The sequence below is a fragment of the Cellulomonas pasadenensis genome, from assembly GCF_047229365.1.
GTDB lineage: Bacteria > Actinomycetota > Actinomycetes > Actinomycetales > Cellulomonadaceae > Cellulomonas.
The window spans coordinates 1-15,132 of record NZ_JBFTEP010000089.1; the positions used below are offsets into that span (position 1 = coordinate 1).

At 75.9% G+C, this 15,132-nt stretch carries 17 protein-coding genes and 1 tRNA gene; 12 read left to right on the forward strand and 6 right to left on the reverse strand.

The window, feature by feature from the left end:
* A partial coding sequence (locus AB6N23_RS12740) for a hypothetical protein (RefSeq protein WP_412866418.1) occupies positions 1-204 on the reverse strand: 204 nt, incomplete at its 3' end.
* Between AB6N23_RS12740 and AB6N23_RS12745 the strand changes: the two genes are divergently transcribed.
* The 7 genes from AB6N23_RS12745 (at position 199) to AB6N23_RS12775 (ending at position 6,325) form a co-directional block, all read left to right on the forward strand.
* A complete protein-coding gene (locus tag AB6N23_RS12745) occupies positions 199-933 on the forward strand; it encodes a pseudouridine synthase (protein WP_412866419.1) in 735 nt (244 codons plus the stop codon). The genes AB6N23_RS12740 and AB6N23_RS12745 overlap by 6 nt on opposite strands.
* Positions 930-2,039 (forward strand): prephenate dehydrogenase, encoded by a 1,110-nt coding sequence (locus AB6N23_RS12750; protein ID WP_412866420.1) that lies wholly within the window; start codon positions 930-932, stop codon positions 2,037-2,039. The genes AB6N23_RS12745 and AB6N23_RS12750 overlap by 4 nt, the downstream gene beginning before the upstream one ends.
* The gene (gene cmk, locus AB6N23_RS12755) at positions 2,021-2,737 is read left to right on the forward strand and encodes a (d)CMP kinase (protein WP_412866421.1); all 717 of its coding nucleotides are present in this window, start codon (positions 2,021-2,023) and stop codon (positions 2,735-2,737) included. The genes AB6N23_RS12750 and cmk overlap by 19 nt, the downstream gene beginning before the upstream one ends.
* Positions 2,734-3,423, forward strand: coding sequence for a lysophospholipid acyltransferase family protein (locus AB6N23_RS12760; RefSeq protein ID WP_412866422.1), 690 nt, complete (start codon positions 2,734-2,736; stop codon positions 3,421-3,423). The genes cmk and AB6N23_RS12760 overlap by 4 nt, the downstream gene beginning before the upstream one ends.
* Before the next feature lie 77 nt (positions 3,424-3,500).
* On the forward strand, positions 3,501-5,033 hold the full coding sequence (gene der / locus AB6N23_RS12765; protein WP_412866423.1) for a ribosome biogenesis GTPase Der: 1,533 nt from the start codon (positions 3,501-3,503) through the stop codon (positions 5,031-5,033).
* Positions 5,030-6,223, forward strand: a complete 1,194-nt coding sequence (locus AB6N23_RS12770) for a hypothetical protein (protein WP_412866424.1) — start codon at positions 5,030-5,032, stop codon at positions 6,221-6,223. The genes der and AB6N23_RS12770 overlap by 4 nt, the downstream gene beginning before the upstream one ends.
* Before the next feature lie 28 nt (positions 6,224-6,251).
* Positions 6,252-6,325, forward strand: a tRNA-Pro gene (locus AB6N23_RS12775).
* Between the two features lie 112 nt (positions 6,326-6,437).
* Here AB6N23_RS12775 and AB6N23_RS12780 read toward each other — a convergent pair.
* On the reverse strand, positions 6,438-7,145 hold the full coding sequence (locus AB6N23_RS12780; RefSeq protein WP_412866425.1) for a DUF1361 domain-containing protein: 708 nt from the start codon (positions 7,143-7,145) through the stop codon (positions 6,438-6,440).
* A 37-nt stretch (positions 7,146-7,182) separates the two neighbouring features.
* Positions 7,183-7,923, reverse strand: a complete 741-nt coding sequence (locus AB6N23_RS12785; RefSeq protein WP_412866426.1) for a phosphatase PAP2 family protein — start codon at positions 7,921-7,923, stop codon at positions 7,183-7,185.
* A 377-nt stretch (positions 7,924-8,300) separates the two neighbouring features.
* Between AB6N23_RS12785 and AB6N23_RS12790 the strand changes: the two genes are divergently transcribed.
* Positions 8,301-10,262, forward strand: coding sequence for a right-handed parallel beta-helix repeat-containing protein (locus tag AB6N23_RS12790; RefSeq protein WP_412866427.1), 1,962 nt, complete (start codon positions 8,301-8,303; stop codon positions 10,260-10,262).
* A gap of 442 nt (positions 10,263-10,704) precedes the next feature.
* Here AB6N23_RS12790 and AB6N23_RS12795 read toward each other — a convergent pair whose 3' ends face one another.
* Complete coding sequence (locus tag AB6N23_RS12795) at positions 10,705-10,866, reverse strand: hypothetical protein (protein WP_412866428.1); 162 nt, start codon at positions 10,864-10,866, stop codon at positions 10,705-10,707.
* A gap of 42 nt (positions 10,867-10,908) precedes the next feature.
* On the opposite strand from AB6N23_RS12795, the gene AB6N23_RS12800 reads away from it, so the two are divergent.
* A complete protein-coding gene (locus AB6N23_RS12800; protein ID WP_412866429.1) occupies positions 10,909-11,097 on the forward strand; it encodes a VOC family protein in 189 nt (62 codons plus the stop codon).
* A gap of 81 nt (positions 11,098-11,178) precedes the next feature.
* Here the strand turns inward: AB6N23_RS12800 and AB6N23_RS12805 are convergent, their stop codons facing one another.
* Positions 11,179-11,691: a small multidrug efflux protein gene (locus tag AB6N23_RS12805; protein ID WP_412866430.1), complete on the reverse strand. Its 513-nt coding sequence runs from the start codon at positions 11,689-11,691 to the stop codon at positions 11,179-11,181.
* A 144-nt stretch (positions 11,692-11,835) separates the two neighbouring features.
* Between AB6N23_RS12805 and AB6N23_RS12810 the strand changes: the two genes are divergently transcribed.
* Both AB6N23_RS12810 and AB6N23_RS12815 read left to right on the forward strand, forming a co-directional pair.
* Positions 11,836-13,116 carry a sensor histidine kinase gene (locus tag AB6N23_RS12810; RefSeq protein ID WP_412866431.1) on the forward strand — a complete coding sequence of 427 codons (1,281 nt, stop codon included), beginning with the start codon at positions 11,836-11,838 and terminating at the stop codon, positions 13,114-13,116.
* A complete protein-coding gene (locus tag AB6N23_RS12815) occupies positions 13,113-13,715 on the forward strand; it encodes a response regulator (RefSeq protein WP_412866432.1) in 603 nt (200 codons plus the stop codon). The genes AB6N23_RS12810 and AB6N23_RS12815 overlap by 4 nt, the downstream gene beginning before the upstream one ends.
* Positions 13,716-13,790: 75 nt before the next feature.
* Here AB6N23_RS12815 and AB6N23_RS12820 read toward each other — a convergent pair whose 3' ends face one another.
* Positions 13,791-14,627, reverse strand: a complete 837-nt coding sequence (locus AB6N23_RS12820; RefSeq protein WP_412866433.1) for a helix-turn-helix transcriptional regulator — start codon at positions 14,625-14,627, stop codon at positions 13,791-13,793.
* A 210-nt stretch (positions 14,628-14,837) separates the two neighbouring features.
* Here AB6N23_RS12820 and AB6N23_RS12825 point away from each other — a divergent pair.
* On the forward strand, positions 14,838-15,132 hold a 295-nt coding region (locus AB6N23_RS12825), incomplete at its 3' end, for a hypothetical protein (protein ID WP_412866434.1).

Consider the following 15,132-nt stretch of genomic DNA (forward strand, 5'->3'; position numbering starts at 1 on the left):
GGCACCGTCGACGCGCGGCGACGGCACCGACAACAGGAGATCAACGATGCGACGGAGCATCCCGGCCGCGGCGGCGAGGCGCGGCCTCGCGCGCACCCGCGCGGCGGGCGCCGGGGGCGGCCCCGAGACCCCCCCGGCGACCACCTCGGCCACCGCCGCCGGCGGCCGCAGCGGCGCCCGGCACCGGACCCGGTCGACGTGCACGACCCGGACGGCGTGCGCCTGCAGAAGGTCCTCGCGTCGGCCGGCCTGGGCTCCCGCCGCGCGTGCGAGGAGCTGATCGCGGCCGGCCGCGTGACCGTGGACGACCAGGTCGTCGTCGAGCTCGGGGTGCGCGTGGACCCGGAGACGGCGGTGATCCACGTCGACGGCATGCGCGTCCAGCTCGACTCGAGCCGGGTGACGCTCGCGCTGAACAAGCCGCAGGGCGTCGTCTCGACGATGCACGACCCGGAGGGGCGGCCGACCGTCGCGCAGTTCATCCAGAACCGCGAGGAGCGGCTGTTCCACGTCGGTCGGCTCGACGCGGACAGCGAGGGCCTGCTGCTGCTGACCAACGACGGCGAGCTGGCGAACCGGCTGTCGCACCCGTCGCACGGCGTGCTGAAGACGTACCTGGTCGATGTCGAGGGCCGCGTGCCGGCGTCCCTGGAGCGGAGGCTGCGGGCGGGCGTCGAGCTCGAGGACGGCACGGTGTCGGTGGACGGCTTCAAGATCGTCCAGACGACGCCGCAGGCCAGCCTTGTGGAGGTCGTCCTGCACGAGGGCCGCAACCGCGTCGTGCGGCGGCTGTTCGACGAGGTCGGGCACCCGGTGACGCGGCTCGTGCGCACGCGCATCGGCCCGATCCGCCTCGGCGACCTGCGCCCGGGCCGCACCCGCGTGCTGTCGCGCACGGAGGTGGGGTCGCTCATGACGTCGGTGGGCATGTGAGCGTCGCCACGACCGGGCCGGTGCGCGTCGTCGGCACCGGCCTGCTCGGCACGTCGGTCGGGCTCGCGCTCACGCGGCACGGGGTGCCCGTGCAGCTCGTCGACCCGTCCCGCACCGCCCTCGCGCTCGCGCGGGACGTGGGCGCGGGGCAGCCCGCCGCAGCGGACGACCCCGAGCCCGCGCTCGTCGTCGTCGCCGCGCCGCCCGACGTGACGGCCGACGCCGTGCGGGACGCGCTGGCCGAGCACCCGGACGCCGTCGTGACGGACGTCGCGAGCGTCAAGGGCTACGTCCTCGCAGAGCTGCGCGCCGCCGGCGCGGACCTCACGCGCTACGTCGGCTCGCACCCGATGGCGGGGCGCGAGCGGTCGGGCCCGTCGGCGGCGGTGCCGGACCTGTTCCTCGGGCGACCGTGGGTGATCGCCGACTCCGGCGCGTCGACGGACGCGGCGCTGCTCGCGGTGCGGCACCTCGCGGTCGACCTCGGCGCCGTGCCGGTGGGCATGGACGCGCACGCGCACGACGCGGCCGTGGCCGCCGTCTCGCACGTGCCGCAGATCGCCTCGAGCCTCGTCGCCGCGCGCCTGCGCGGCCTCGACGACACGGCGCTCGGCCTCGCCGGGCAGGGCCTGCGGGACGTCACGCGCCTCGCGGCGTCCGACCCGGCGCTGTGGACGTCGATCCTCGCGGCCAACGCGGACGCCGTCCGCGACGTGCTCGTCGGCCTGCGCGAGGACCTGGACGTGCTGCTGGGGGCGCTCGAGCTGGCGGCCCGCGCGGACGGTCCGGAGCACGTCGAGCTCGGCGCGCTGGCGGCGATCGCGCGCGCCGTCGCCGACGGCAACGCGGGCGTGGCGCGCGTACCGGGCAAGCACGGCGGCGCGACCAAGCAGTACGCGGAGGTGACCGTGCTGGTGCCGGACCGGCCGGGCGAGCTGGCCCGCCTCATGAGGGACGTCGGTGCGGCCGGCGTGAACATCGAGGACCTGCGCCTCGAGCACGCGGCGGGCCGGCCGGTGGGCATGACGGCGATCTCGGTGCTGCCCGCGCGCGCCGAGCACCTGGAGACCGAGCTGACCGCTCGGGGATGGAGGCTGGTGAGGTGAGCACCGTCGTGGCGGTGGACGGGCCGTCGGGGTCCGGCAAGTCGAGCGTGTCCAAGGAGGTGGCGCGCCGCCTCGGCCTCGCGTACCTGGACACGGGGGCGATGTACCGCGCGGCGACGTGGTGGTGCCTCGACCGGGAGGTGCCGCTCACGGACGGCGCCGCGGTCGCGGACGCGGTGCGCGCGCTGCCGCTCGACATGGGCGTCGACCCGGACGACCCGACGGTGCGGGTGGGCGGGACCGACGTCACGGCGGCGATCCGCGAGACGCGCATCTCGGCGGCGGTGAGCGCGGTCGCGACGAACCTCGACGCGCGCGCGGAGCTCGGGCGGCGCCAGCGCGCGGCCATCGAGGACGAGCGCACGGGCGGCTGGTCCGCGGGGCGCGGCGTCGTCGCCGAGGGGCGGGACATCACGACGGTCGTGGCCCCCGACGCCGACGTGCGCGTGCTCCTGACCGCCAGCGAGGAGGCGCGCCTGGCCCGCCGCGCCCGCGAGCTGCACGGCACGGACGACGCCGCGGCGGTCGCCGCGACGCGCGACCAGGTGGTGCGCCGCGACGCCGACGACTCGACCGTGGTGCAGTTCCAGGTCGCCGCCGACGGGGTCGTCACCGTGGACTCCTCGCACCTCGACCTGCCGGGGACCGTGCAGGCGGTGCTCGACGTCGTCGAGCGGACGCTCGCCGCACGCCCGTGACGGGCGCGCGCGACGTCGCCGGCGCACCGACCGGTGTGCCCGGGTGGGCGCTGGTGATCGGCCGGACGCTCGCCCACGGCGTGTGGGACACGGACGTCGTGGGGGCGGACCGCGTGCCCGCCGACGGCGCGGTGCTGGTCGCCGCGAACCACGTCTCGGTCGTCGACGGGCCGCTGCTCGTCGGGGCCGCGCCCCGGCCGCTGCACGTCCTCGTCAAGCAGGAGATGTTCCGCGGGCCGGTGGGGCGGGTGCTGCGCGGCGCCGGGCAGATCCCGGTCGACCGGGAGATGGGGCGGCCGGCGCTGCAGAGCGGCCTGGCCGTGCTGCGCCGCGGCGGTGCGGTCGGCATCTTCCCGGAGGGGAACCGCGGGCGCGGGTCCGTCGAGGACGCGCGGGCCGGCATCGCCTGGCTCGCGGTCCACGCGGGTGCCCCGGTCGTGCCCGCGGCGATCCTCGGCACGCGCCGGACGGGGGAGTCGCTCGGGCACCTGCCCGGCCTGCGGCGCCGGTTCGTCGTCGAGTTCGGCGAGCCGCTCGACCTCACGGCCGACGGCGGCAGCCGCCGGGAGGCGATCGCGCTGGGCGCGCAGCGGGTGCGGACGGCGCTCGCGGCGCTCGTGGCGGGTGCGTCGGCGCGCACGGGCGTCCCGCTGCCCGACGACGACCCGCGGCGGCCGACCGCCTGACGTCCGCAGGGGTGTCCGTCGGACGCCGCACGGCCGTCGTGTCGGTGCGGACGCCGCGGACGGGGGAGAATGGGCGCATGACCCAGCCGGACCCTGCCCTGCCCGCGCCCGCCGCCGACCCCGACGACGCCGCGACGGCGGACCAGCTGGCGGGCGCCGGCGTCGACGAGACCGAGGACGACGCGGCGCGCGAGCGCGCGCTGCGCGCCGGCCTCGAGGAGTACGACCTCGCCGACGAGGACCTGGCGCTCCTCGAGGGCGGCGACGAGGACGACCTCGACGACGGCGCACCCGCGGCCCTGCCGGTGCTCGCCGTCGTCGGCCGCCCGAACGTCGGCAAGTCGACGCTCGTCAACCGCATCCTCGGCCGTCGCGAGGCCGTCGTCGAGGACAACCCCGGCGTGACGCGCGACCGCGTGAGCTACCCGGCCGAGTGGTCGGGCCGGCGGTTCACGCTCGTGGACACCGGTGGCTGGGAGGTCGACGTCGCGGGGATCGACGCGCGCGTCGCGCAGCAGGCCGAGGTCGCCATCGAGCTCGCCGACGCCGTGCTGTTCGTCGTCGACGCCACCGTCGGGTCGACGGACACCGACGAGCAGGTCGTCCGGCTGCTGCGCCGGTCCGGCAAGCCGGTCGTGCTCGTCGCGAACAAGGTCGACGGCCCGGCGGTCGAGGCCGACGCGGCGACGCTGTGGAGCCTGGGACTCGGCGAGCCGCACCCGATCTCCGCGCTGCACGGTCGCGGCACGGGCGACCTGCTCGACGCGGCGATGGACGCGCTGCCCACCGAGTCGGCGCACGGCGTCGCGCTGCCCGACGGCCCGCGCCGCGTGGCGCTCGTCGGCCGGCCGAACGTCGGCAAGTCGTCGCTGCTCAACAAGGTGGTCGGGTCCGAGCGTGTCGTCGTCGACGACACCGCCGGCACCACGCGGGACCCGGTCGACGAGCTCGTGGCGCTCGGCGGCAAGCCGTGGGTCTTCGTCGACACCGCGGGCATCCGGCGCCGCGTGCACCAGACGTCCGGCGCGGACTTCTACGCGTCGCTGCGCACCCAGGCCGCGATCGAGAAGGCGGAGGTCGCGGTCGTGCTCGTCGACGCGTCCGCGCCGATGACCGAGCAGGACATCCGCATCGTCCAGCAGGTCATCGACGCCGGGCGCGCGCTCGTCGTGGCGTACAACAAGTGGGACCTGATGGACGAGGACCGCCGCCCGTACCTCGAGCGCGAGATCGAGCAGCAGCTCGTGCAGGTGCAGTGGGCGCCGCGCGTCAACGTCTCGGCGCGCACCGGCTGGCACACCGACCGTCTCGTGCCGGCGCTCGAGCGGTCGCTCGACTCGTGGGACACCCGCATCCCGACCGGGCGGCTCAACGCGTTCCTCGGCGAGCTCGTCGCGGCGCACCCGCACCCGCTGCGCGGGGGGAAGCAGCCGCGCATCCTCTTCGCGACGCAGGCGTCCACGCGCCCGCCGCGGTTCGTCATCTTCGCGACCGGCTTTCTCGAGCCGCCCTACCGCCGGTTCATCGAGCGGCGCCTGCGCGAGACGTTCGGGTTCGAGGGCACGCCGATCTCGATCTCGGTGCGCGTGCGGGAGAAGCGGCGCCGGTGAGCGTGCGCGAGGGCGCGTCGACCGCGCGGGAGGCGACGGTCCACCTCCTGCTGCGTGTCGGCCTGCCGCGGGACCCCCGCGCGACGCGGCACCTCGGCACGTTCCTCGCCGTCACGGCGGCGACCGTGCTCGTCACGCGGGCGCTGCTGGCCGCGTCGGGGTACCCGCAGCTCGGCGGTGACGGCCTGCACGTCGCGCACGTGCTGTGGGGCGGGCTGCTCATGGCGGTCGCGTTCCTGATGCTGCTGTCGTTCCTCGGTCCGGTGCTGCGGCCGTTCGGGGCGCTCGTCGGAGGCGTGGGTTTCGGCCTGTTCGTCGACGAGGTCGGCAAGTTCGTCACGGACGACAACGACTACTTCTACGAGCCGACCGCCGCGATCATCTACGCCACGGTGGTGGCCCTCGGCCTCGTGGTCGAGGCGTTGCACGGGCGACGGGCCCGTGACCCGCGCGAGGCGCTCGCCGGTGCGGTGGACGACGCGGTCGCCGGCGTGGTCGGCGGCTTCACGCCGGACGCACGCCGCCGGGCGTGGCGGCGCCTCGAGGAGGCCGGCGACGTGCGGGGCGCCACCGAGGTGGCTGCGCTGCTGCGTGCCGTGCCGGAGGACCACGAGGAGCTGCCCGATCCCGTGGCGGCCGTCGCGCGCGGCACGGTGTCAGCGCTGCACGTGCTGGTGCGCGCGCGGTTCGTGCCGTGGGTCGCCGTGGTGGCGCTCGTCGGCACGGCGGGCATCACCATGACCCGCGGCCTGCTGGGCTGGCAGGACCTCGGCGGCCTGTGGTGGGTCGCGGCCGGTGCGGTCGTCAGCGCAGTCGTCGGGGTCGCGTTCGCCGTCGTGGGCCTCCTGCGCGTCACCCGCGACGCCGTCGACGGCTACCGCTGGTTCCGCCGCTCCGTGCTCGTCAGCCTGCTCGTGACGCAGTTCTTCCTCTTCCGGCTGTCCGAGTGGGACGCGAGCTGGGGGCTGCTCGTCGACCTGCTCCTGCTGGGCGTCGTCAGCGCGGAGCTCGCCGTCCTGCGGCGGGCCGCCGAGGAGCGCGGCGACACCACCGAGACCGGCGCGCCCGCGGGCATCGAGGCACCGGCGGAGATCGCCACCGGGCGCTCGCACGCCGCTCGCGAGGAGCCGACGCGTGCTGCCGACACGGCCCGCGGCGCGGGTTCGGAGCAGCCCCGGCGGGTGCGGTAGAGTTCTCGACGGCCCTCACGGGGGCCATCGGGCTGTGGCGCAGCTTGGTAGCGCACTTGACTGGGGGTCAAGGGGTCGCAGGTTCAAATCCTGTCAGCCCGACACAGATGCGCAGGTCAGAGGCCCGCACCGCTTCGGCGGTGCGGGCCTCTGCGCGTCCTGCCGGACCGAGGGCGTCCGCGCCGTCGGGCACCGCCGGCGGCGGCCGCGCGGCTCACCGCTCCAGCGCGACGAGCCCGGAGATCACGGGGCCGACGACGACGACGTACATGAGCGCGAGGAAGACGGTGTGCGTGAGGCAGAAGCCGACGAGCGCGCCCGCGTGCCGCTCCGTCACGACGTGGGCGTGGAGCTTGCGCAGCAGCGCGCCCGGGTGCGTCACGTCCCAGCTGTTGAGCCGCAGGTAGCGGCCCAGGTACATCCCCAGCGACACCAGCAGGAGCAGGACGGCGACGAGCACCCGCCCGTCCGCGGTCTGCAACCCGACCGCGTGGTCGCCGTGCCGCAGGATCGCGTAGCCGGCGTGCAGGGTGAACACGTTGATCACCGTGGTGAGGACGCCGGCCATCGCGAGGCTGATCACCAGGGCGACGTCGAACCACATCGGCACCCCGTCGCCCTCGCGGCGGTGGCTGAGGTTCAGCTCGGTCACGAGGTAGCCGGCGTTCGGCAGCAGCAGCACCCAGACCAGCATCGTGACGCCGGCGACCGCCCACATGGCCCATGCCGGGGCCCCCGCGACGCGCACGACGAGCGCGGCGCCCCACCCGACCAGCAGGACGAGCAGCGGTGCCGCGCACAGGGCGACGTTGAGCAGCATCGGGCGGTACAACCGGGTCCGGAACGCGACGGACCGGGCGACCACGAGGACGACGGCGAACACGTCCATGCCGAGGACCCCGACGATCAGGCTGTCCAGCACGCGCGCTCACCGCCCTGGCCGTGTGCCGAGCGGCGGCTCATGCGTCGTCGCCCGGCGTGGCGGACTCCCGGCGTGCCGGCGCCACCACCTCGAGGCGGTGCCAGCTCCACCACAGCAGCAGGACGGTCGTCGCCGAGCCGAAGGCGGCGAGGGACTGCAGCGCGAGGTACACGGTGTGCTCGACGACCGGGTCGCGCCCGAGCACGTCGCTCGACGCCACCAGGAGGACGACCCCGAGCACGAGCGAGGCGGCGGCGCCGAGGGCGAGGGGAGCGACGACGAGCACGACGCGTGCGCGGCGGACGGGCGCCTGCACGACGCGGACCAGGCCACGCCGGTGCAGCCACAGCTCGGCGAGCGACGCGACGGCGAGCGTCACCCCGGCCGAGCCGAGCGTGTCGCTGAGGCGGTGCCACTTCGACTCCAGCGTGTACCCGGCGATCGTGACCGCCCAGGACGTCACGACGAACATCACGACCCCCCGCGCGCGCCAGGTCGCGAGCAGCAGGGCAGCGGCGAGCACCGTGAGCGCGATCGTCGTGTGGCCGCCGGGGAAGCTGTTGCCGGTGTAGGCCTCGGACGCCTCGACGAGGGCCGGGCGGGGGAGCACGACGCGCTTGAGCCCCTGCGTGACGACCTGGCCGGCGACGATCGTCCCGACCGCCGCGACGGCCAGCTGCGGGGAACGTCGAGCCAGCCCCACGACCGCGACGAGCACGCACGCGAGCCCGAGCGAGCCGACCGTGATCCCGGCGAGCGCCTCGTCGGACTCGGCCACGCTCCGCTCGGCGACCTGGTCCGCCCGCGCAGCGCGGCGTTCTCCAGCGCCTGCCCCGGCGCGGTCAGCACGAAGGCGACGTACGAGGCGACGAGCACGACCGCTCCGACGCCCACGAGGGCCCACCACCGTCGGCGTGGGTCACGTCCGGGGGACAGGTCCCCGTCGCGATCCTCCGCGACGGCCCCGAGCTCCCTCGTCACGGCGTCAGTCTGCCGACGGCCCGGGACCGACGCCATCGGGCGGACGTCACCGAGCGCCTGCCGTCGGCCGGGTCGGCCCTGATGCCGTACGCGTGCGCGTGACCGGGCACCCGCTGCTCGCCGACCTCGCCGTGCTCCGGCGACCGGGACCGGGCGCCCGGGTAAGGTCGCGTCGTGGCAATCGTTATCCATGTCTCCGTCCACGGGTCCGACGACGCAGCCGGCACCGCGGACGCCCCTCTGCGCACGATCGACCGCGCGGCACAGCTGGCCCGTCCCGGTGACACCGTCACCGTCCACGCCGGCACCTACCGCGAGTGGGTCCGGCCCCGCCGTGGCGGCCGCAGCGACGAGCGCCGCATCACCTACCAGGCCGCCCCCGGCGAGCACGTGAGGATCACGGGCTCGGAGCAGGTCACCGGCTGGGAGCCGGTCGGCGGCGGCGTGTGGCGCGTGGAGGTGCCGAACACGCTGTTCGGCGAGGTCAACCCGTTCGCCGTCGAGGTCGACGGCGACTGGATCGTCCGCCCGGGCCGTGACGACCCGAAGAAGCACCTCGGAGCCGTGTACCTCGACGGCCGTCGTCTCCTGGAGGTCGCGAGCGTCGACGCCGTCGCGTCCGCCCCGCGCCGCACCGAGCTCGTGGACGACTGGACCGGCACGACCGTCGCCGTCCCCGACCCGGACCGGACGCAGCGCGTGTGGCACGCCGAGGTGGGCGCCGACGTCACGACGATCCACGCGGGCTTCGGCGACGCCGACCCGAACACCGCGCTGGTCGAGGTCAACGTGCGGCGCGCGGTGTTCTTCCCCGAGGACCACCACGTCGACTTCATCACCGTCCGCGGCTTCGAGCTGGCGCAGGCCGCGACGCAGTGGGCGCCGCCGACGGCGGACCAGCCCGGCCTGATCGGCCCGAACTGGGCGCGCGGCTGGGTCATCGAGGACAACGACATCCACGACGCGACGTGCTCGGCGGTCTCGCTGGGCAAGGAGGCGTCGACGGGCGACAACTTCGCCTCCGACCGCGGCGACAAGCCCGGCTACCAGTACCAGCTGGAGTCGGTGTTCTCCGCCCGCCAGATCGGCTGGGACCGCGAGCACATCGGCTCGCACGTCGTGCGCCGCAACCACATCCACCACTGCGGCCAGAACGCGGTCGTGGGGCACCTGGGCTGCGTGTTCTCGCGCATCGAGGACAACCACATCCACGACATCGCCAACGACCGCGAGTTCTACGGCCACGAGATCGCGGGCATCAAGCTGCACGCGCCGATCGACGTCGTCATCGCGGGCAACCGCATCCACGACTGCTCGCTGGGCATCTGGCTCGACTGGCAGACGCAGGGCACGCGGATCACGCGCAACGTGCTGTGGGACAACAGCCGCGACCTGTTCATCGAGGTCAGCCACGGACCGTACGTCGTGGACCACAACGTGCTGACGTCGCCCGTCTCGGTCGAGAACCACAGCCAGGGCGGCGCGTACGTGCGCAACCTGCTGTGCGGCACCGTGGGGCTCAAGCAGATGCTCGACCGCGCCACGCCGTACCACCGCCCGCACTCCACGCAGGTCGCCGGCTACGCCCTCATCCTCACCGGCGACGACCGCTGGATCGGGAACGTGTTCGCGGCCGGCGACCTCGACGCGGCGTACGCGCCGGAGTCGTGGGGCCGCATCGGCTCGCAGACGGGCACCAGCGCGTACGACGGCTACCCGACGTCCCTCGAGCAGTACCTGACGGAGATGGGCGACCGCTGGGACGGCGACCACAACCGGTTCGGCAGCCGCGTGCAGCCGTACTGGTCGCGCGGCAACGTGTTCGTCGGCGGCGCCCGCCCTGCGGACGTCGAGTCGGAGCCGCTGGTGCTCGACGGGCCGGCGCGCGTCGAGGTCGTCGCGCAGGGTGACGAGGTCTGGCTCGAGGTCGACGTGCCCGGCGCGGACGCGGCCGTGCTCGACGTGGTCACGGGCGCCGACCTGCCGCCCACGCGTCTGGTCGGGGCGGACTTCGAGGCGCCCGACGGCAGCGCGCTGCGCATCGACACCGACCTCGTCGGTGACGCGCTCGACGGCCCGCGGCCGGCCGGGCCGCTCGCCGGCGGCCTGTCGGGCGTGCGGGTCCGCCTGGCCTGACCGGCGTCCGCACGCATCCGCACGCCGTCGTCCGCCCGCGGGGACCGGTCGTCCGCCGGAGCTGCGTCCGTGCCGCGGGGCCGGACGTCGCGGCGGCGCCGACGCCCGGCGGCAGGATGCTGCGCGGGCGCCGACGCGTGAGTGCCGGGCGCTCCGGGGGACGCGCACCAGCACCCGATCGTCGGCGCGGCGCCGACGCGGGGCCGATCCCGGGCCGTCGTGCCGCCGGGACCGACAGAGCGACGACGCCTGGCAGGACCGCTTCCTGAGCCTCCGGCGTCGACGGGGCACCAGCGCGGACGGGGCGTGTCGTGACACCTCGAGCGCTGACGCCGTCCCCAGCGGAGCACGGTCGCCGGTCGCGGGCGCGGCGAGCGCCCGTTCCCGTCCAGCCGGCACGTGACCCGACGGTGTCACCGCCGTCCGCGCCGCGGCTCCGGGGTCAGCCGCGCCCGGCGCCGTCGGCACGCAGCCCGCGGAGCAGCTCGCGCAGGGCGTCCCAGGCGTCGCGCGTCGCGGTGCGGCGGTCGTCGGACCCGGCGATCCAGAGGGCCGCCTCGTTCATCGCCCCGGACGGGAGCTCGCCCACCTCGACGCCGACCACCCCACCGTCCCGGCCGCGTACCGCGGTCGCACGGCCGCGGGCGTGCTGGTGAACCTCGAGGTCGACGACGCCGAGCACGAGCGCGTCCGCGACCTCGTCCGCGTCGTCCTGCCGCTGCGGTCCGTGTCGTTCGGACAGCGGCACTTCATCGCCGAGGGCCCCGACGGCGTCCTGGTCGACGTCATCACGCCCATCCCGCCGACCGGTGAGTACGCCGACCCGCCCGCGTGACCGGCCCGCCCGCGTGACCGGCCCGCGCCGGTGCTGTCGCGTGCGCAGGTCCGGTCCGTCCGCGCCGTCGACGCGGTGCCCTCAGCCGCCGATGGCGAGCACACCGGTGACGACGAGGCTGACCGCGACGGTCCACAGGACGATCGCGACCGCCTGCCACGCGAGGATGCGCGTCCGCCGGACGCCGGAGGCGGCGAGCGCCGCCGCCGTGAAGTGGGTCGGGACGAGCAGGGGACCGAGCAGGCAGACGCCGGCGACGCCGTAGCGGGCGAACGCGCGGTCGAACTTCTGCCGGCGGGGGCTGGGCGGCTCGTCGAGCGCGACGCCCCCGCCGCGGACGTGCGTGACCACCGCCTGTCGCGTGCGGACCGAGACCAGCACCACCACGAGCACGGCGAGGACGTTGCCCGCGATGCCCGCGACGACGGCCACCACCGGGTGCAGCCCGCCGACGATGCCGATCGCCGCCGCTCCCTCGCCCTCGACGAACGGCACCGCACCGGCGAGGGCGACGCCCACCGGCTGGAGCCACTCGGGCAGCTGGGCGACCAGCTCCTGGAACCGCAGGACGACGTCGGACGATGTGCTTGCCATGGTGACCTCACGAGGTGTCGGGGGGAGCGGTGCCTCCATGCAACGGCCGGCCCGGGGCCCCGCGGCAGTACCGACGTGTCACCGGTCCGCGTGCGGTGTCGCGCGCGGGACCATGACAGACGTCATGGCCGTACCGTCGGTCGCATGGCTGGTCCGGGGCACACGTCGTCAGGCGGCGGTACGCGGGTGCGCGGGGACGCGCCGAGCCCGTACGCGGGCGGGGTCCGCGCCACCTGGTGGTACACCGTCGCGGGCCTCGTGTTCCTCCACCTCGTCGTGCTGCTCAACTGGGCGGTGTGGCTGGGGGAGCTGCCGGTCTCCGCGGTGCTGCCCGCGGCACCGGCCCTCGCCGCGGCGGGCGGGGTGCTCCAGCTCGTCGCCGGCGCCCTCCTCGTGCGGGACTACCCCGCACGCGCGACGCGGGACGAGGACGACGACGGACCCGGCCGCGAGCGAGGCCGGCGGTCCCTGGTGGCCCTCGCGACCGGTGGCGTCGGGGCGGCCCTGCTCGGCGCGGCGACGGGGTCGTGGATGCTGCCCGTCGGCTGCGTGGGCTTCCTGCTGAGCCTGCTGCCGTGGCCCCGCGGCGTGCGGTTCCGGCTCATCGTCCTGCTGACCCTGGTGCTGGCGGCGCTGTGGGTCGTCGACGCCCCGCGGTTGGCGACCGGCGACGCCGACATCAGGCGCATCCCGGCGACGGTCCTGCTGATGCTTCCGGCCCTGACCACGCTGTCGCTGTGGTGGTGGGACCTGGTGCATGAGCTGGACCGGGCGCGGGAGACCGCGGGCGCGGTCTCGGCGATGCGCGAGCGGCTGCGACTCGCGGCCGAGGTGCACGACCTGCAGGGCCACCACCTGCAGGTGCTCGCCCTGCAGCTCGAGCTCGCCGAGCGGCTGATCGAGCGCGACCCGCACGCCGCGGCGGAGCAGATCCGCACCGCCCGGGCGTCCGTCGACGAGGCGCGGGCCGGGACCCGTGCCCTCGCCACCCGGTTCCGCGGCGTGCCGCTGCCCGACGAGCTGGCGAACGCGGCGGACCTGCTGCGCGCCGCCGGCCACGACGTCCGGGTGAGCGTCGGCCCCGACGCGGCAGGCGCGCCGGCGGACGTGCTCGGCCCGCTGGTACGCGAGAGCGTCACCAACGTCCTCAAGCACGGGGCGGGCGGCCGTGCGCGGATCAGCCTGCGGCGCGACGGGGACCGGTGGCTGTACGTCATCGTGAACGACCGCGCCGTCGTCGGCGGCCCCCTCGACACGGGCCACGGGTCCACGGGCACCGGGGACGGCCACGCCCGCGGCGCCGGCCTCGCGGCGATCCGCGACCGCATCGCCGCCCTCGGGGGCACCGTCGAGGTCCGCAGCGACGACGAGTTCGCGCTGACCGTCGCCGTCCCCGTGCACGACGCGCCCGGGGCGCGGTCGTGATCCGCGTGCTCGTCGCGGACGACGAGGACATGATCCGCACCGCGCTCGCCATGCTGCTGCGCCTCGAGCCCGACCTCGAGGTCGTCGCCGAGTGCGCGTCCGGGGCGGAGGCGCTGGCCGAGGCGGAGCGCACCCGGCCGGACGTGTGCCTGCTCGACCTGGAGATGCCCGGCATCGACGGCATCGAGACCGCGACCCGCCTGCTCCGGACGATCCCGACGCGCTGCCTCGTCGTCACCCGCCACGCACGGCCCGGCGTGCTGCGACGGGCCCTGCAGGCGGGCGTCGACGGCTTCCTGCCGAAGTCGCGGCACGCCCAGGACGTCGCCGCGGTCATCCGGCTCGTCGCGGCCGGGCGTCGCTACGTCGACCCCGAGGTGGCGGCGGACGCGCTCGCGGACGAGCGCAGCCCGCTGACCGACCGGGAGCTGGACGTCCTGCGGGCGGGGCGCCGCGGCGAGACGATCGCCCAGATCGCCGCGACCGTGCACCTGTCGCCCGGGACGGTGCGCAACCACGTCTCGTCGGTGCTCGGCAAGCTCGGCGTGGCGACGCGGCAGCAGGCGGTCCTGCTGGCGGAGGAACGCGGCTGGGTCTAGCCGACCGTGCGGTCCACCGGTCCACCGGTCCACCGCGGTGCTGCTCCTGCGGGTCCGGCGGGGAGGTCGCCGTCGTCACACCGCGTGCGCGCCGACCACCGAGAGCAGCTGCAGCTTCTCGTAGCTCTCGGTGCCCGGGACCGCGGTGTACACCAGCAGCAGGTGCGACTGCTCCGGGTCGACCATCGTCTGGCAGTGCAGCTCGAGCAGCCCGACCTGCGGGTGCACGAAGCGCTTGACCTCCTCGGGACGCAGGCCCACCTCGTGCGTCTCCCAGAGCCGCCGCAGCTCGGGGCTGACGGCCAGCGCCAGGTCGGCGAGCCGGGCGGCGCGGGAGCCCGGCCCCCGCAGCGTCACCAGCCGGCGCAGGTGCGAGGCGTACAACCGGGACAGGGCGGCATGGTCCTCCGGCGGGTACAGAGCCCGGCCGTCCGGGTCGGCGAACCAGCGGTAGCCGAGGCTGCGCGACGGCCCGGTGTGCGCGGTCGCGTCCCCGGTGAGCGCAACGCCCAGCGGGGTCTGACGCAGCGTCTCGCCGAGCTCGGTGACGATCTCCGCGGGCGTGTCCGCGAGGCGGTCGAGGATGCGCAGCAGCCCGGGGCTGATGTGCTCGCTGAGCGCGCCGCGCAGCGGCGGCTGGTGCCCCGCGAGGCGGAACAGGTGGTCGCGCTCGTCGAGCGTGAGGTGCAGGCCCTGCGCGATCGCCGCGACCATCTGCTCGGAGGGTCGCGGCCCGCGCTCGCGCTCGAGGCGCGCGTAGTAGTCGGTCGACATGTGGCACAGCGCGGCGACCTCCTCGCGGCGCAGGCCGGCGGTGCGTCGGCGCGCCCCACGCGGCAGCCCGACGTCCTGCGGCTGCATCGCGTGCCGTCTGCTGCGGAGGAACTCCGCCAGTCCTGCTCGGTCGATCACCGGTGCACGTCCTCTCGTCGCGTCCCCCGTTCCTACCGTGCCGGCGCACCGCCCAGCCACGGCCTGCCGATCCCCCCGTCGGCCCGCGGAGGCGAGGGAGAGGCGGGAGTGCCCCACAGGACACGCCCAGGCACGGATCGGCAGGCCCTGGATGGGGCACGGCGGCCGTCGGAGGGTGGCAGCACAGCCCGACCCACCGAGGAGGACCACGTGACCCAGCACCACGCCGTCGCCGCCCACCCCACCCGGCACGTCGACCCCGTCCACCCCGTCCGGCGCGCCGACCCGGGCGGGGGACCGCCCGGCGCCAGCGCGGCCGCCCGTCGGGTGCTCGGCCTGCCCGACCCGGTCGAGGAGTCGCTCGCACGGGCCGCCGCGCGGCGCACGCTGGAGCGGGTCGGCGGCCCGGTGGGGCTCGCCGTGGCGAGCGCGCCGACCGTCGCGTTCGTCGCCACCGACGCCGCCGCGGGGCTCGGCCCGGCCCTCGTGGCGCTCGGCGTCACGG